Source organism: Pedobacter sp. (assembly GCF_041645105.1).
Classification (GTDB): Bacteria; Bacteroidota; Bacteroidia; order Sphingobacteriales; family Sphingobacteriaceae; genus Pedobacter.
The window spans coordinates 79,112-97,801 of the sequence record NZ_JBAZQQ010000007.1; the positions used below are offsets into that span (position 1 = coordinate 79,112).

An 18,690-nucleotide genomic window follows, 5' to 3' on the forward strand; every position below is an offset into this window, starting at 1 on the left:
GTTTAATTACTTTACAATCAGACTTATTATCGTTTTTATTTCTTGTCGGGTTAAAGATAACAGGCTGTTAATTTCATGATCATTATAGGTCGTGATTGAGTCTGTTTTCTTTGCTATATTTGACAGAGCGGTTAAACCAGAAACAATAGATGTGTCATACATTTTATGCCCTAATTCCTGAATTTTGTTTAAATCTTTATTTATAGTATGTTCTTTAAATTCTTTAGAGAAATTCATTAATTCTGTTCTAAGCAGTGACAGAACTTTAGTTAATACCTCAACATTGTCTCCAACATACTCCTTAAGTAATTCAATATTAAAGTGATAAGTAGGGTCTTCGGATGATTGTAATGCTAAATCACTTTGATGATGTTCTTTATGATCTTTTAACCACCTTTTTAATGAAAGTGCTATTGTATGTGCAACTACTGGTTTTGATATGAAATCGTCCATTCCAGCAGCAAAGCATTTTTCTTTCTCACCCTTAACATTCCCCGCAGTTAATGCTATGATAGGTGTATGTAAATTCTGTTTTTTAACACTGCGAATTTTTTTAGTAGCCTCATATCCATTCATTTCTGGCATTTGGATATCCATTAAAATGATGTCAATTTTAGTGTTTTTGTACAGCTCTAAAGCTTCTAGCCCATTTTTGGCTTCAAATATAGTTGCATTGGGCGCAATTCTTCTTACAATTGTTTTTGCCAGTAACATGTTTACAGCATTGTCTTCTGCAATTAAAACCTGGATATGATCATCCATACGTTCAGGTTCCTGAAGTATAGAACTAGTTGTTTGTGGTTTTTTTGAAATAACCTCAAACAAGGAGTTATACATGTCCTTTAACTTAATTGGCTTTAAGAGTCTGTTCTTAACATTGAGCGCTTCACATGCTTTTATAATTGATTCGTCTGAAGAACTATGTAATAAAATAATAGGCTGTTGATTATTTGTATCTTTTTGAATTTCCCTGATGCGTTTTATGGTTTCGAGTCCATCAAGGTTTGGCATATGATAATCCATCAATATAACATCATATTTTTCTCCATTTGAGATTAATTTGAGGGCATCTTGTCCATTATTAGCTTCAATAGCTTGAATATCTTTAAGAGAAAGCATCTTGTTAATAATAAGCCTGTTGTTGGTGTTGTCGTCAACAACAAGGACTTTTTTAATTGAATCTAAATTCTGTACTTCAATAGATTCACCAGGTTCAGACTGAAGTGTAATTTCGAAATAAAAAGTGCTCCCTTTACCCAGTGTACTCTCTACCTGTAGCCTGCTGTTCATTAAACCCAGTAGTTTATTGGAGATGGTAAGTCCAAGACCAGTACCCCCGTATTTTTTAGTAGTTGATGCATCTTCCTGTGAAAAAGCATCAAATATTTTTAGTTTCTTATCCGGATTAATACCAATTCCCGTATCTCTAACGGAAATCCGGTATTTGATTTCTCTTAATTGCGGATCTGTTAATGCTTCGACCTTTAGTTCTATTTCTCCCTTTTCAGTAAATTTTACAGCGTTACCTAATAAGTTAATAAGAATTTGTTTGAGGCGCAACTCATCTGCCCAAATGTATTTTGGTAAATCGGATGAGATATTAAGTAACATTTCTAAACCTTTACTTTGTACCTGATACTTAATTACATCAGCCGATTCTTCGGCCAGTTCATAAAGATTAAATTTAGACCGGTTCATTTCTAGCTTTCCGGCTTCAATTTTAGAGAAATCTAAAATATCATTAATGGTGTTTAATAAAGCATTTCCAGATTGGGTAACTATAGAAAGGTATTGTTGTTGTGTTTCGTTTAAGTGAGTTTTTAATAATAAATCTGTAAAGCCAATAATGCCATTAAGTGGTGTACGTATTTCATGGCTCATATTTGCCAGAAATTCTGATTTTGCTTTGTTAGCCAGCTCTGCATCTTCTTTTGCAGTAATAAGGTTGGCCTCCATATTTTTTATTTTGGTAATATCCTGAACTGTTCCCCTGATATTGATGCATCTGCCATCAGCAAAGTAAGGAATACCTATTGATCTAATCCATATATTATTGCCCTTTCCAGTTGTAAGCTGTAATTCCAGGTCCCAATTAGTTCCATTTAATACTGCATTGTTTAATGCATTAAAGCGACTATCTCTACTCTTTCCAGATTTGTAAAACAACAGTTCATTTTCTGGATTGGGCTCAAAATCTTTGTCAACTTCAAATATTTCCCTTGCAACAGCAGACCATACGAGCTTTTGAGCAGATAAATCTAAATCCCAGTTTCCGAGTCTTGCAATTGTATTGGCTAGCTCAAGTTTTTTATTTTGCTTTTTCAGCTCCTTAGTGAGCTTATATCTTTCTGTGATATCAATTGAATTTACCAACACGTATGGCTTGCTTGCATCGATATTTTCAATTGTACTGTCGAAGGCTAAAACAATAGGCTCACCTTTTATGTGGTTAAGGACCATCAAACCATCTGCTTTACCGGTAGTTTTTAATTCATTGAGGTAATAGTCAACAGCGGTGCGGTGCTCTTTAGGAACAAAGTCAAATAGCTTCATACCTAGCATTTCAATTTTGGTATAACCTAATCGTTGTGAGCAATTACTGTTAAGAAAAATGAAATTACCAGATAGATCGTGTGTAAACATAAATCCCGGACTATTTTCCAATTGGGATTTTAATTTATTTTCATTGTTTAAGATCTTTTGCTGGACATTTCTTTCTTTAGTTATATCTCTGCTAATAGCAAGTACTTTATGAGTTTGAGACTCAATAGTAGTATTCCATTGCAGTGTTTTGTATTCGCCTTTTTTGGTTTTAAAGCGATTACTGAAATTTATAGTGTTTTTACCTGTATTTAATTTCTTGAATTCATCATTGGTAGGTTGTAAATCGTAGGGATGAAGAAAGCTGTAAAAAGATTTTTTAAGTAAATCCTCTTCAGTCCAGCCCAACAAGCTGGTAAATGCAGGGTTTATCCTTTGGAAGAATCCATTTATATCCATTTCGCACATCAGTTCACTGGATAAATTATAAAGTCTTAAAAAGTGACTTAACTCTTTTTTACTTTTGTCCTGTTCTACCAATGAAATGATTTCGGTAGCCAGAAGTTCTATCATTCTTTTTTGTTTTGATGAGAGTTCTTTTCTGGGCGTAGTATCAAGAACAGATAATGTTCCAATAATAACTCCATCATTATCGGTTAAGCGTATTCCTGCATAATATTTAATTTTGAGGTATTGCTGAGCGAGATCTGGTTTAGCTTGCTCGATATTAGTTAGGTTTAATATTTCTAATAAGTCAGAACGTTTTATTGTTTGTTTATAAAGGTCATTTTCTATAGCTATTTCCTCGGGAGTAAAGAGTTTATTTGATCTATACCATTTTTTATCCTGATCAATTAAAGTTACAAATGAAATATTTGTATCACAGATTGATGAAGCAAGCTCAGTAATACTTTCGAGTTGTGCTTCGAATATGGCGTCAAATGTTTTTGAATTGTTTAACACTTTTAATCGTTCTTTTTCACTTTCGGGAAGCGGCGTATATTTCATAAGAAGATGGTAGTCAAGTGTCTCTACTTAACAACAAGGTAAAAATAGTTAATTATACATTAGGAGCATAAGTAAAAGCTATAAAAAATCAATTATGGCTTTTGCATAGCGTTACGCCAGTATTTAGAAGTTTTATTGCTCGGTTCAGTGGCTTAATTTAGCTATTTATGCAGGAATTTGTGTGATGTGTTGTTGATAAAAATCCCCGTAACGGGGAATTTTTAGAAAAGTGGGTATGTTGTTTTTGATATTTTGATTGTTAAACTAGCATTGATAGTTAGTATTTTAGGCCGTAATATGCTTCTTTTACAACGATTTAATAAGAATGTTGAATATTGATAACTAAAAAAGGTGTAGTGGCCTGATTTTTTCAATTAGTTCGATGAAAAAGTAATAAAAATGAAAATCTCAACCCTATTGATTCTTCTCATTTTGTCCTTTTGCAGTTGCAAAAAGGAATCATTAACAAATGATATGTCGAATGTTGTCCTTAATAATAAAGGAGTTTTACGTGTCGAATGCAATGATTGCCAGATTAGTTATTCAGTTCAAAACAAAGATTTTAATGTGTCTGTAAAAGATGGGAGTAAAGATATTCCTTTTTTTTATGTGACAGATTTTAACTTGAAAACGCAGCTTAAATCGCTGGAAAATCAAGGTATTAGACTGATGATAATTGATTCTTATGGCCGGGTAGTATCTAATGAGCTAAGTTCCTGTTTACAGGGGGAAGTAAGGGAAGGGTCTTTCAGGATTAAAACTAAGTAATTTTTTAAATTTATATTTTTTGACAAATGCATTTATGTAGTTGTAAGGGGAATATTATGTAAAAAATGCGGATAAACTTTTTTAAATCCATTCGGAAAGAATGGAGAATTAACTTTGATTGATAGTAAGGTGAATAAAAATTCTTTTAATAAAGAAGTAGTTGAGAAATTATTTGTTTAAGTTTGAATTAAATCTATCTGGAACACTATTTTAAACGCTTAATACCATGGAGAGTAAGGAAGGTAGAAAAAAAGAAATATTAATTGTTGATGATGAGCCTAGTATACTTAAGTTGTTGAATTTTATTTTATCCGCTGAATATACATTGATTATTAAGACTAGTGGTATTGAAGCTATAGCCTGGCTTGAGGAAGGGAATGATCCAGATTTGATCATTTCCGATTTAATGATGCCTTATTTTGACGGTAGCTCTATGATTAGAAATCTTAAAATAAGTGGTTTTTACAGAAATACGCCTGTTATATTGTTATCTGGTGCAGAGGATTTGGAAGAGAAAGTGAAAGAGATGCCTTTTAAAATAGATCGTTTTATAGAGAAGCCATTCAACCCTAATACTTTGAAATCTCATATTACAGAACTTCTTGCATAATGATTACAACTACTATTAATCGGCCCGATGTAAATGCAAAAATTGTATATTTCGGCAAATTGCTGAAAAGTGCAGTATTTGAAGATTATGGTAATAGTTTTAATATAGAACATTTCGAAAATCCTGATGATTTTAAAAACTATCTGGATAATAGGTCTTTATTAAGTCTGCCAGATATTATCCTGATAGAAGTAGATGACAATAAGGATTGTTTTGAGCAGGTAAGTTATATCAAAAATAATCCTTTACTTCATGGGTTGATTATTGTTTTGTTAGGTGTTAAGGAGGATAGGGAGTGGAGAACTAGAGCTCTTAAACTGAAAGTGAATGATTATTACACTTACCCTTTTCCAATTGATGACTTTTATGAAAGGCTTAATTTTCTAATCAAGTTTAAATTGATTAAACCCAAGTTGCTCGAACTTTCCAAACGTATGGATGTGGAGTATCAAACACCTTTAACAAAGAGGATGTTTGATGTTATTGCATCAGGTTGTGCTTTACTTTGCTTAAGTCCGTTATTCATTATAGTAGCAATTTTAATTAGACTAGAATCTAAAGGTGCTGTTATTTATAAGAGTAAAAGGGTTGGTGCAGGGTATAAGATTTTTGATTTCTTTAAGTTCAGATCGATGAAAAGTGGAGCTGATCAGATGATTGCATCTATCGCTGACCTGAATCAATATTCCAATGAGTCAAATAATAAGAATGGTAAAGCTGCATTTGTTAAATTTAAAAATGATCCCAGAATTACTAAACTCGGTGCCTTTTTAAGGAGAACAAGTATCGATGAATTACCGCAATTGATTAATGTTTTTATTGGAGATATGTCTTTAGTTGGTAACAGACCATTACCCTTATACGAGGCAGAGCAGTTGACTACCAATGAATGGTCGACTAGATTTCTGGGACCAGCTGGTTTGACCGGTTTATGGCAGATAAGTAAAAGAGGGAAAGCAGATATGTCGGAAACTGAAAGAAAAGAACTTGACAATTATTATGCAGCTAATTATTCTATTTTATTGGATATGAAAATTATTTTAAAAACAATACCAGCATTAATACAAAAAGAAAGCGTTTAGAACGCTTTTAATACGTTTAAATACTATTTTAAATTACATCGAATTGAAAAATTAACCTACAAAAACAAATAAGACATGAAAAAATTATTAAATATGGTTCTTGCATCACTAATGTTTCTAAGTATAGATGCAATGGGACAGCAATCTATTATTTCAGAAATAAACTATGCGGATCTACAAAAGTATATTGATCTTGCAAAGAAGAATTTTCCGAGAAGAAAGATGTTTGATGCTCAAAAGGATGGAGCAAAGGCCGCTATTCCAATGGCACAGGTTTCTTATCTTGATCTATTTAATGCAAATTATTTTTATAGACCTGAAGATAAATCGGTACTAGATCCAATTAATCCTTATAATGTAAACGGTTTCCAGTTTAGTATTAATTTTAACCTTGGGAACTATCTTCAAAAGCCTTTTCAAGTGAAAAAGGCGAAAGCTGAATATAAAATAGCACAGTATGAAGCTGAAGAGTATGAGTTACAATTGGAAAGAGAAGTTAAGACAAGGTATTATGATTATATCCTGCAGATAAGCCAATTGAAAATTAATACCCAAACGGCACAAGATAATAAGGGGGTTGCTGAAAATTTAAGGACTAGATTTGAAAGAGGAGAAATAACTATAGATGCTTATAATCAATCTCGTATTGCTGTATCTGCTTCAAGTGCGGCTAAGATTCAGGTTGAAGTTGAATACCTTAAGGCAAAAGATGCTCTTGAGGAAATTATAGGAGAAAAACTTGCCGAAGTTAAATAATTGTGGCGTAATTGATATTAATAAATGGACATAAAATCATTCCTAAATACATTACTTAGATATAAATGGTTACTGATTATCATCCCGATTGTTGTAGTTTGTATCACTTATTTTCTAGTTCAAAATTTGCCAAAAGAATATGCTTCTGATGTGCAGATTTCAACGGGATTACTTGACCCGTCTAAAAAGGTAATTTCTGAACAAAATGTTGATTTCTTTAGTGTAAGCCAACAGTTTAATGGCATCATGGAGAAAATGAAAATGAAAAAAGTAATCAATCTTCTTTCATATAATTTGATTTTGCACGACTTAGAAAACCCAAGGGAAAGTTTTAGAAAGTATAGTGAAAAGATCGATTCGCTTTCGCAACAGGATAAAGCAGAAGTAATCAATAACTTTAGACAGAAATTAGCAAATAAATCTATCCTTGCACTTAGTGACAACAAAGGGAAGTATAAATTATACGATATTGTTGGTTCAATGGGCTATGATGAGGAAGGATTGAGGAAAAAACTTGAAATCACTCACCAGGATAATAGCGACTTTATAAATATTGAGTTTGTTTCAGAAAACCCTGACCTTTCTGCTTATGTAGTAAATACATTAGCTACTGAGTTTATTAATATTTATAGCCATGATGTGAACATCAATCAAAACAATAGTATTGTTTTACTGGACTCTTTGATGAAAAACAAGGAAGCTGCAATGAATTCTAAAAATAATGCACTTTCTTCCTTTAAAAGGAGTAAAGGTGTATTAAATCTTAATGAACAATCTGCAACTGTTTATGCCCAAATTACACAATACGAAGCGCAGAGAGCTGATGCTTTAAAGACTATTCAATCTAATATGGCTGCTATTACAGCTATAGAGAGCAAGTTAGGAGGAAGTGATTCATATATTAGTGGTAGTAGTAGGGCAGACAACCTGGAGATCATAAATCTTAAAAGAAAGTTAGAGGCTGCAAATGCAGCTTACATTGATGGTGGGTTTAAGCTTTCTGATCAGAAGAAGATTGATTCATTATCTCAGATGATACAGGCTCGAAGCAGCAAAAATGCTGATGAGAATGTAATGGATCCAAGGGCCTCAAAACAAGGTTTAGTGCAACAGAAAATTAACCTGGAAGTTGGTGTTCAACAAGCAAAAAGTGTTGTTAAATCAATGGATGGGGAATTAAGAAGTCTGAGAGGAAAGTATGCTAGTATGGTTCCTTATGATGCTGACATACATAATTATGAGCGTGACGCAGATCTAGCTACTAAAGATTATATGGCTGCACTTGAACGTTATAATCAGACTAGAACCGAGAAGAATATGGGACTTCGTTTAAATATAGAACAAGTTGGGTTGCCTGGGAATCCGGAGCCATCAAAGAAAATTCTTTATTTGGCTGGTTCAGGTTTTGGAAGTTTCTTCTTATGCCTAGGTTATGTATTCGTTGTATTTATGCTAGATCGTACCATTAAGACAACTCTTCAGCTTGCTCATGCTACAAATTCAAAATCTATTGGAGTTCTGAATAAAATTTTAGGGAATGAGAGAAGTGTAAGAGATATCTGGAATGATAAAACAGAAAATCCAAATTATGAAATGTATCGTGAAATGTTACGTGCTATCCGATTTGAGATTAGCTCTAAGATGGATGCTGATAATAGTAAAATTCTAGGGGTCACCAGTCTGAATGCTAATGAGGGGAAAACATTTATAGCACATAGTTTGGCTTACGCTTTTGCAATGACAGGCAAGAAGATTTTACTTATTGCTGATGAAGCGCCATTTGTGAAGTCTGATAACGAGAAAGCATTGACAACAAGACAGAATTTTCAAACTTTTTTAATGAAAAAGGAATTTCATACGGAAGATCTCATCACCATTATGAATAAAAGTTCTGCTAGAACTTCATTGCTTGAAATTCAGAGTGTTAAGAGTTTGAAAGCCGGCTTTGAAGTACTCAGAGATGAGTTTGATATGATTATTGTAGATGTGAACAGTTTACACGATCTCAATATTGCTAAAGAATGGTTATTGTTTACTGAAAAAAATATCGCAATTTTTGAGTATGGATCTACTATAAATGATGCCGACAAAGAACTTACTGAGTATATTAAAAATTTACCGGGATTTTTGGGATGGGTATTGAATAAAATGGAAATCAAAAATCCGAAATTCAGCACTTTGAATAAAGAGGTAAATTAGAAAATTAAATTTTATTTCGATTTCAGGATGCGGGCTTTCCTTCTTTATTTTCTAATATTTTATTGTTTTACTTTTATTATTCTTGGAAGGGAGATAGGAGGATTTCCATTTGGAGTAGTCATTGAAGGTGTCATTTTTATCACTATGATAGCGGCTATATTTAAGGCTGATAAGGATCAGTGGAAATCGCTAAATAATAGTTTCTTTTATTTGTTGTTGCTATGGCTTTTCGTCAGTATTCTGGAAGTTTTAAACCCGGGTTCAAATACTTTGGCTTGGGTAGCAGAAATCAGGACTACCGCCTTTTATCCATTCATGATCCTAACTTTAGGCTTTCTGATTTTCAACAGCAATAGATCCCTTGATTTATTCCTAATTATGGTGATTGCATGTTCTACACTAGCGTCATTGAATGGGATTAAACAACTATTTATTGGCTTAACTCCCGGAGAACAAGAGTTCGTTACAGCCAATGCATCTACCCATATGCTGTGGGGTAGATTGAGGGTTTTTTCTTTCTATACAGGAGCCGGACAGTTTGGAGCATCTCAGGCACATATAGCATTGATTGCATTGGTATTGGCTTTAGGGCCAATGACGAAGTGGAAGAAGATCGTGTTGTTAATCTGCGCCGCACTTAATTTTTATGGAATGCTTATTTCTGGTACAAGAGGGGCACTTTTTGCTTTAGTTCCAGGTGTTTTTCTAGCCATATTTCTTAGTAAGAATTTCAAAGTTGTGATTATTGGAGGTCTTATTGCTACTTGTTGTTTATTGGTGCTTAAGTTTACTCATTTGGGCGACAGTAACTATCAAATATATAGGTTGAGAACAGCCTTAAATCCAGAGGATCCTTCTTTAAATGTTAGGTTTATGACCCAACAGAAATTGAAAGCTTATATGTCAACACGTCCGTTTGGAGGAGGGCTTGGTGTCATTGGTTATAATGGCACTTTGTATAACCAGGATAAGTATTTGTCAACAGTACAACCCGATAGTTATTTTGTTAAACTTTGGGCAATGTATGGGGTGGTCGGATTGACTATATGGATATGTATCATGATGTTTATTTTAGGAAAATGTTGTGGTATAGTATGGCGACTGGAAGACCCCGGCTTGAAGACTAAAATGATTGCTTTAACTGCTGGTTTTGCTGGAGTTTTGATTTGTAGTTATGGAAATGAGGTGATCAATAACATGCCGACATCAATTGTGATATATTTATCATGGGTGTTTATTATGATGAGTCCTAAACTAGAAAAAATGGAAAAGAGTACATTATTAAGTTAACAGATTATGCCATTCGAGATTTTTGCATTACCTGCCATTATTTGCCTTATATTAGGTTTAATAAGCGGATTAAAAAAGACAGATGATTAGTGGTACCTTTATAAGTAATTTATGTCTATAATTTCAAAAATAAAGTCTAATCCTAAGTTAAAGAAAATGGCATTGTCATTGTTGATTCCAGCAAATGACCATAGACCTAGACTATGGGTCAGAATTTTTTTAAATCCATTTAAACATAAAAAGGGTAAGCACTCAATTATTAGAAGTAAAACCCGTATGGATGTATTCCCATTTAATACATTTGAGTTGGGTGCAAAATCAATTATTGAAGATTTCACAACAATTAATAATGGAGTAGGGGCCGTGATTATCGGTAATGAGAGTATTATAGGCCTTGGTAACGTGATTATAGGTCCGGTTTCTATTGGTAGTCACGTAATGCTAGCACAAAATATAGTTATTTCTGGTTTAAATCATGGGTATGAAGATGTAAACATTCCGCCAGCCTCTCAACCCGTAACTGTTAAGCAAATAGTAGTTTCGGATGATGTTTGGATTGGGGCAAATAGTGTAATTACGGCTGGGGTCACAATAGGAAAGCATAGTGTGATAGGAGCTGGAAGTGTCGTTACAAAGGATGTTCCGCCATTCTGCATAGCAGTAGGTAATCCTGCAAAAGTCATAAAGCGTTATAATAATGAAACTTTAACCTGGGAAAAGGTTTTTTAATATGGATAAACGAAATGTCTGAAAAAAAGAGAGGTTTTGAGCAAGTAACGTTGCTGGTTACTCATTATAACAGAAGTAAATCGCTGGAACGATTATTAGAATCTTTCGCATCCTATGATTTTACTTTTGGTGAAATTCTGATTTCTGATGATGGTAGCAAACAGGAACATATTAATTATATGGAAAATCTTCAAAATAAGTTTGAATTTAAACTATTAAAAGCAGTTAAGAATAGTGGGTTAGGAAATAATATTAATAAGGGACAGGATGCTGTGACTAAGCCATATACATTGTATGTTCAAGAAGATTTTGTTCCATTACCCGGTTTTCAAAAAGTTTTGGAAGATGGATTGGGGATTTTGTTGGATGATCCCGAAGCTGACTATGTAAGATTCTATTCTTATTTTGCACATCCAAAGGTGAAGTATTACAGAGATGGTTTCTCAGAAATGATATTTGATCCTTGGTCTGCAGACACAAATAAATTTCATTTATACAGTGATCACCCACATATACGACGAAGTACCTTTTTAGATAAATTCGGAAGGTATAATGAAACAAAACATTCTGACAAAATTGAGTTTGATATGATGATATCTTTTCTGAGAAATAAGGGAAAGGGATATTTGTTTAATGATTATAAATCTGTTTTTGATCAAATAAATAGTTCTACAGAACCTAGTACAGTTAAAAGGGATTTTTGGAGAAATAGTAATAATCCGGTAGTAAGCCTTATGCGGTATCTTTATAGACAATATATATTTAATTACAGTTATTTTCTTAAAAAATATTGATTATGAGTAATGACATTATCATTATAGGTCAGCAACCCTGGGATACTGATATAGGAAGTAACTGTAAAAACATTGCACTGGAATGGAGTAAGACCAATAGAGTCCTATATATAAATTCCCCCTTAGATAGGATCAGCTTAATAAAAAATAAAAAGGACCCTAAAATTCAAAAAAGGATTAGTGTTGTAAATAAACAAGAATCCGGATTAATAAAAATACAGGATAACTTATGGAATTATTATCCAGATTGTATAGTAGAGTCTATTAATTGGATTAATTCATTAGGCCTATTTAGATTCTTTAATAAAAGAAATAACCGGAAGTTATCTAATTCTATAATTAAAGCACTTGACACATTAAATTTTCAAAATATAATTCTATTTAATGATAATGAGATGTTTAAGGCATTTTATCTTGGTGATTATCTTAAGCCAGTTTTGAGCATTTATTACTCCAGAGATTATATGATTGGAGTAGATTATTGGAAAAAGCATGGAGAAACACTTGAGCCGGAATTGATTGCTAAAAGTGATCTTTGTTTTGCTAATTCAGAATATCTAGCAACATATTGTAGAAAGTATAACGCAAGATCGATTAATGTGGGGCAGGGTTGTGATATTGAGTCTTTTAAAGATGTTAATAATACCAAGCCAGATGACTTAAAACATTTAAAGGGGCCAATAATTGGATATGTAGGGGTGGTTAGTGCATCACGTTTAGATGTTGATATTATATTGCATATTGCAAAGGAATATATAGATTATCAAATTGTGTTGGTAGGTCCGGAGGATGATGTATTCAGGGCTAGCAAACTTCACGACTTGAAAAACGTACACTTTCTTGGGCAAAAGGAAGTCTCAGATCTTCCTGTTTACATAAATAATTTTGATATCTGTATAAATCCACAAGTGGTAAATGCAATTACTCGCGGCAATTATCCGAGAAAAATAGATGAGTATCTTGCATTAGGTAAACCTGTTGTGGCTACACGTACTGAAACTATGGAGTTTTTTAGTGATTTTGTTTATTTAGCAGACGACAAGAAGGATTACATAAAATTAATAGACTTGGCAATACAAGAGGATAATGAAGAACGTAGATTGGCAAGGAAAGATTTTGCATTTGGTCATACCTGGGAAAATAGTGTCCAGGAAATGAAGAATGAGATTAATACTTTATTGAAAGCATGATGATAGACGTATTATTATTCTTGTTTTATGTATTGCAAGTATATGTGTTAATACATTTAATCTTTCCAATTTTTCTATGGTTGGTAAGGCTTTTTGTGCCTAATTTATCGAAAGATAAATCTGATTACGTTGCCGAATCTGATTATGCTATTATTGTTACAGCATACCAGCAAACGGATTTGATCCCCGATGTTGTTCGCTCTATTCTTAGTCTCAATTACAGCAACTATTTGGTTTATATAGTGGCTGATAATTGTGATGTATCTAATTTGGTATTTAATGATAATAAGATCATTGTGCTTCGTCCTGAAACGGTATTGGCAAGCAATGTCAAATCCCATTTTTATGCAATTAATAATTTTAAGCGCAATCATGAACGTTTGACAATTATTGACAGTGATAACTTAGTTGATTCAAATTATTTAACCGAGTTGAATAAAGTATTTGAAATGGGGTACCATGCGGTTCAGGGAGTTCGAGAAGCTAAAAATCTCAATTCAAATTATGCTTGTCTGGATGCTGCAAATGATATTTACTATCGTTATGTAGATAAGTTTTTGTTGACTAAAGCAGGCTCTTCTTCTTCTTTATCTGGTTCTGGAATGGCTTTTAGTACCTCACTTTATATGGAATGTCTAAAAGATTTGGATAGCAATGGAGCTGGTTTTGATAAAATACTTCAGTATGAGATTGTAATCAGAAAGCTTAAGATTGCTTTTTCTGAAAAAGCTGTGGTTTTCGATGAAAAAACTGCAAAATCTGATCAGTTGGTTAAGCAAAGGGCCAGGTGGATCAATACATGGTTTAAATTTTTCAGATTAGGTTTAAGAATGTTATCAACTGGAATTTTTAAGTTTAACTGGAACCAATTTCTTTATGGAATTATGTTATGCAGACCACCTCTTTTTATACTGCTTTTTCTTTCCATCATGTGTTTTTTAGTTAATCTATTTATCATGCCCAAAATAGCCGTTTTGTTTGCTATCTTAGGCATTGGTTTTGTAATTGTTTTTATAAAGTCATTGATATACTTTAAAGCAAAAAAGGAAATATATAAATCATTGATTGCTATACCTAAATTTATTTATTTCCAGGTGTTGGCGCTGATGAAAGCTCGTATTGCCAATAAAATATCAGTCGCAACAGAACATTATATAGAAAAGACAACGAAATAGTTGCAAAATCCGTTCATAAGGAACAAATTTTAACATCATGAGGCCAATTCAAATTCCAAAATCAATTAATCAATATATAAAAAGCTCTTTGACGAAAGCAGAAATGTGTAAGGATGCATCGGATGCATATTCCGTTTTGTATAAAGGTGAGCCGGAAATTAGTGTGGTTATGCCTGCTTATAACGAGACAGAAAGTATTGTTCCTGCGTTATCTTCATTATGCCATAATAAAACACATAGAAGGGTGGAAATTATTGTTTCAAATAATAATTCAAAAGATGATACAGAAGATTTAGCAAGGGCTTGTGGTGTAAAAGTTGTGTCAGAGAATAGGCAGGGAATTGCATTTGCTAGGAATGCAGGAATGAATGCTGCTACAGGAAAGTATATTTTAAATGCAGATGCGGATACTATTTATCCTGAAGATTGGATTGAACTAATGGTGAAGCCATTGATCGATGATGAGAACATAGCAATTACCTATGGGAGGTTCTCTTTGATTCCAACAGGACCAACAGGCCGGTTAACTTATTTCTTTTATGAATATATTTCTGGTTTTTCACGTCGGTATAACAAGCTTGTAAAGGATGAAGCTGTAAATGTTTATGGATTCAATTCCGCATTCAGAAAGGCACAAGGTTTACAAGTGGAAGGCTTTAATCATCCTCCGGGAACTATTGAAGATGGATGGCTTGCATTAAAGCTAAGAAATAAAGGTTTTGGTAAACTTTTTTATGTAAACCATATAAAAGCATTGGTGTGGACTACCGATCGTCGTATTCAGATTGATGGTGGAATACTTAAGGGAACTATTAAAAGAGTTAAGAGAGTTTTAAATATCAGTTAGTCTGAAATGGGGGCTTAATAATAGTAAAGATTGATGAATGGATAGAAGGACAACTTTAAAGGGTATTTTAACTTTTGGTTTCTTAGGAATTTCCTCTTTTTCTGCCTACAAATGGTTTTTTTTTCATAGAAGTGTTGACCCAACATCTATTATCTCTTATAAGGATTTAATTGCTGAACTGGCAGAAACCATTATTCCTTTGACTGATACTCCTGGGGCAAAAGCGGCAAAAGTTGAAAATTATATTCTTAACGTTATGCTAAATTGTACCCAAACTTTAGAACAGAATATTTTTTTAAATGGGTTAAAAAATGTAGAAGAATTTGCATTAAATAGGTTTAATAAAACCTATTCAGAGTGTGTATTAACTGAACGATATCAAATATTGGAGTATTTTGAAGCAAAAAGTGTTTATTCCTATCAAATAATTAATAAGATAAATAAAAGGCTTTTTGGACAATCTTTTTTTACTCAACTTAAAAATTTGACTGTTGAGGGATATTGCAATTCTCAAGTTGGCGCTACTCAAGGATTAGCTTATGATTATATACCAGGTTCTTTTCAATCCTGTATTCCACTAAAGCCAAATCAAAAATCTTGGGCAACTAAATAGAGTATGAATAATTCTGATCATATACAAGATGATAATATTTACGATGCAATCGTAATAGGATCTGGAATAAGTGGTGGGTGGGCTGCGATGGAACTGTGTAAAAAGGGATTGAAAACCTTATTATTGGAAAGGGGAAGGAATGTGGAGCATATTAAAGATTATCCTACAGCAAACTTAAATCCATGGGATTTTAAAAATGGTTTTAATGATACTGTAGAGGAGAAGATAGCTGATCCAATTCAGGTTAATGCATATAATCCCGGAACAAAGCATTTTTATGTTAGTGATAAAGAACATCCCTATATACAAGAGAAACCATTTCATTGGATTAGAGGTTACCAGGTAGGTGGACGGTCATTAACATGGGGAAGGCAATGCTATAGATTAAGTGACCTGGACTTTGAAGCCAATAAAAAAGATGGTGTTGGAGTAGATTGGCCAATTCGTTATAAAGATATTGCTCCTTGGTATGATTATGTAGAGTCTTTTATTGGAGTAAGTGGGCAAAAAGAGAATTTACCTCAGTTACCTGATGGAGATTTTTTACCTCCTATGGAATTAAACTGTATAGAAAAGCATTTAGGTGATTCTATAGCAAAGCGTAATAAAAATCGCTTATTGACCATTGCACGTGTAGCAAACTTAACCAAGGGCTGGGAAGGTCGTGGGCCTTGTCAGAATCGTAACCTTTGTAATAGAGGCTGCCCTTTTGGAGGATATTTTAGTAGTAATAGTGCAACTATCCCCGTTGCGATTGAAACAGGTAATTTGGTTTTACGACCATTTTCGGTTGTTTCAGAAATTATTTATGACGAAAAGACAAAAAGGGCAACTGGTGTAAAAGTTATAGATACGAACACAAGAGAAAGATTGGAGTTTTACTCGAAGATAATTTTTGTAAATGCTTCAACTATTGCTACTACTGCTTTACTACTGAATTCGAAATCAGAAAGATTTCCAAATGGATTGGGGAATGATAGTGGCCAGTTAGGACATAATTTAATGGACCACCACTCTTCTGCCGGAGCATATGGTGTATTTAATGGACTTAAGGATAGGTATTATAAAGGAAGAAGACCTTGTGGTTTTTTAATCCCCAGGTATCAAAATTTAACAACTAAAGAGCGTTTGCCATTTAAAAGAGGTTATAATATTCAAGGCCACGGAGAACGGCAAGAATGGGAGGATCGACTTTATAGTTTACCGGGGTTTGGTAAGGATTTTAAGGCTCAACTAACAACACCTGGTCCTTGGACAGTTTGGATGGCTGGATGGGGAGAATGTTTGCCTTATTACGAGAATAAGGTTAGCTTATCAAATGACAAATTTGACCAGTGGGGATTGCCTTTGGTGAAGATCAGCTTTGCCTTTGGTGACAATGAAAATAAAATGATGGAACATATTAGAAAAACATCAGAAAAAATGCTTAGAGATGCTGGATTTGGGAATGTAACTTCATTTAATTATAATAAAGCTGGAGGTACAACAGTTCATGAGATGGGGACTGCGCGTATGGGTAATGATCCCCAAACCTCTGTTTTAAATGGCTTTAATCAAATGCATTCTGTAAAAAATGTATTTGTTACGGATGGTAGCTGCATGACCTCCTCAAGCTGTCAAAATCCCTCTTTAACTTACATGGCACTCACAGCTCGTGCTTGTGATTATGCTTACAACGAATTGAAATCAGGTAATTTATAGAAACAAATCTGCATGCAGTTTATTATAAAAAAAGTAGTATCGATATATAAGAATGTTCATTTCCAGTCATTGTTTGGTAATGGTTTGATGGCTGGTATAGGAATGTTAAGTCTGGCTTTACTTTATAGATCGTTATCTATCGAAGAAATTGGGGTTTATATTTTTATATTAACTGTAAATGGAGTAATGGAAACATTGAGGGGAGGATTTTTAACAATTACTTTTATCAAGTTTTATTCAGGTACTACTGGTAGAAGGGCTAGGCAAATTGCAGGGTCTGCATGGTTTTTAGGGATTGCAGTAGCTGCTTTAGCAATAGTTATCAATATTCCGGCTTTTTTCATAGCAGACCTTTTTACTGATAAAGGATTGATCCTATCGTTAAAATTCTTTTCTGTAATTCCCATTGTTTCATTGCCTTCATTTATGGCAAATTGTGTCGTACAGTCTTATCTGAGGTTTGATCGTTTGTTAATTCTTAGGATTATAAGTCAAGGTTCTTTTTTGCTTGCAATCTTTGTTTTGATGTTGATGAAAGAGGTTACTCTTGTTTCGGTTTTAATTGCTTACGCAGGATCTAATTTGCTTTCTAGCCTGTGTGTGTTATTGTTTGGCTGGACAAAAATAGGCACTTTGAGATATGCGAATAAGGAGACTATTTTAGAGCTATTTCATTTTGGTAAATACGCAATGGGAACCAATATTAATCTAAGCTTGTTTGGAGTAACAAGTACTTTTATTATTAATTTCTTAATAGGCCCGGCTGCCTTGGCAATGTACAACTTAGCAGGTAAACTGTTACAGATCATAGAAATTCCTCTCTTAAGTTTTGCAGCTACAGGTATGCCTATTCTTTCAACGCATTACAATAACGGTAAGCTTGATGATATGATGTATTCCTTAAAAAAGCTGATAGGAATGCTAACAATAGCGCTCATACCATTTGTGATTATAGCATTAATATTTGCCGAACCTATCATTCAGTTGCTTGGTGGTGAAATGTATATTCATACCGAAGCTCCAAACCTTTTTAGAATGTTTATGTTGATGTCTCTACTATATCCAATAGACCGATTTTTTGCATTGGCTATTGATGTTATTCATTTGCCAAAAGTGAATTTTTACAAGATAATAATAATGGTAGCTGTGTTTGTTGTGGCAGTGTTTATAGGAGTTAGCATTTATAAATCTATTTATTCTATAGCTATTGCATCATTGTTTCCGGGAATAGTAGCGATACTTATGACTTATTATCCACTTAATAAGTTTAAGAGAATAAGTATTATTGATATTTACGTTACTGGTTACAAGGAGGTTGTTTTATTTTTAAAGAGTTTTTCAAAAGCTGCTTTTTCAAGAGTTTAGCACTATGTTGTACTATTATCAG

The 18,690-nt window shown here is 33.4% G+C and carries 15 protein-coding genes; 14 read left to right on the forward strand and 1 reads right to left on the reverse strand.

Translation table 11 applies throughout. The features are described from left to right. Positions 1–6: 6 nt before the first annotated feature. Positions 7–3,549 (reverse strand): response regulator, encoded by a 3,543-nt coding sequence (locus WC623_RS20085; RefSeq protein WP_372854448.1) that lies wholly within the window; start codon positions 3,547–3,549, stop codon positions 7–9. A 474-nt stretch (positions 3,550–4,023) separates the two neighbouring features. Here WC623_RS20085 and WC623_RS20090 point away from each other — a divergent pair, with 474 nt between their 5' ends. From WC623_RS20090 to WC623_RS20155, 14 genes are all read left to right on the forward strand, one after another. Next, on the forward strand, positions 4,024–4,317 hold the full coding sequence (locus tag WC623_RS20090) for a hypothetical protein (protein ID WP_372854450.1): 294 nt from the start codon (positions 4,024–4,026) through the stop codon (positions 4,315–4,317). A 226-nt stretch (positions 4,318–4,543) separates the two neighbouring features. Then, the gene (locus WC623_RS20095; RefSeq protein ID WP_372854452.1) at positions 4,544–4,927 is read left to right on the forward strand and encodes a PleD family two-component system response regulator; all 384 of its coding nucleotides are present in this window, start codon (positions 4,544–4,546) and stop codon (positions 4,925–4,927) included. Further along, positions 4,927–6,009 carry a sugar transferase gene (locus WC623_RS20100; RefSeq protein WP_372854454.1) on the forward strand — a complete coding sequence of 361 codons (1,083 nt, stop codon included), beginning with the start codon at positions 4,927–4,929 and terminating at the stop codon, positions 6,007–6,009. The genes WC623_RS20095 and WC623_RS20100 overlap by 1 nt, the downstream gene beginning before the upstream one ends. Before the next feature lie 75 nt (positions 6,010–6,084). Continuing rightward, positions 6,085–6,765, forward strand: coding sequence for a TolC family protein (locus tag WC623_RS20105; protein WP_372854456.1), 681 nt, complete (start codon positions 6,085–6,087; stop codon positions 6,763–6,765). 24 nt (positions 6,766–6,789) lie between these two features. After that, the gene (locus WC623_RS20110) at positions 6,790–8,964 is read left to right on the forward strand and encodes an exopolysaccharide transport family protein (protein WP_372854457.1); all 2,175 of its coding nucleotides are present in this window, start codon (positions 6,790–6,792) and stop codon (positions 8,962–8,964) included. 144 nt (positions 8,965–9,108) lie between these two features. Then, positions 9,109–10,254 (forward strand): O-antigen ligase family protein, encoded by a 1,146-nt coding sequence (locus tag WC623_RS20115; RefSeq protein ID WP_372854459.1) that lies wholly within the window; start codon positions 9,109–9,111, stop codon positions 10,252–10,254. Between the two features lie 111 nt (positions 10,255–10,365). After that, the gene (locus tag WC623_RS20120) at positions 10,366–10,983 is read left to right on the forward strand and encodes a DapH/DapD/GlmU-related protein (protein ID WP_372854461.1); all 618 of its coding nucleotides are present in this window, start codon (positions 10,366–10,368) and stop codon (positions 10,981–10,983) included. Between the two features lie 14 nt (positions 10,984–10,997). Then, a complete protein-coding gene (locus WC623_RS20125; protein ID WP_372854463.1) occupies positions 10,998–11,777 on the forward strand; it encodes a glycosyltransferase in 780 nt (259 codons plus the stop codon). 2 nt (positions 11,778–11,779) lie between these two features. Then, positions 11,780–12,967, forward strand: a complete 1,188-nt coding sequence (locus tag WC623_RS20130) for a glycosyltransferase (RefSeq protein WP_372854465.1) — start codon at positions 11,780–11,782, stop codon at positions 12,965–12,967. Then, complete coding sequence (locus WC623_RS20135; RefSeq protein WP_372854467.1) at positions 12,964–14,142, forward strand: glycosyltransferase; 1,179 nt, start codon at positions 12,964–12,966, stop codon at positions 14,140–14,142. Before WC623_RS20130 ends, WC623_RS20135 begins: the two co-directional genes overlap by 4 nt. A gap of 37 nt (positions 14,143–14,179) precedes the next feature. Further along, a complete protein-coding gene (locus WC623_RS20140) occupies positions 14,180–14,989 on the forward strand; it encodes a glycosyltransferase family 2 protein (protein WP_372854469.1) in 810 nt (269 codons plus the stop codon). 37 nt (positions 14,990–15,026) lie between these two features. After that, positions 15,027–15,602: a gluconate 2-dehydrogenase subunit 3 family protein gene (locus WC623_RS20145; RefSeq protein ID WP_372854471.1), complete on the forward strand. Its 576-nt coding sequence runs from the start codon at positions 15,027–15,029 to the stop codon at positions 15,600–15,602. A 3-nt stretch (positions 15,603–15,605) separates the two neighbouring features. Continuing rightward, entirely contained in the window at positions 15,606–17,303 is a 1,698-nt protein-coding gene (locus WC623_RS20150; protein WP_372854473.1) for a GMC oxidoreductase, read from the forward strand. Between the two features lie 12 nt (positions 17,304–17,315). Then, complete coding sequence (locus tag WC623_RS20155; protein WP_372854475.1) at positions 17,316–18,668, forward strand: lipopolysaccharide biosynthesis protein; 1,353 nt, start codon at positions 17,316–17,318, stop codon at positions 18,666–18,668. Positions 18,669–18,690: the final 22 nt, after the last annotated feature.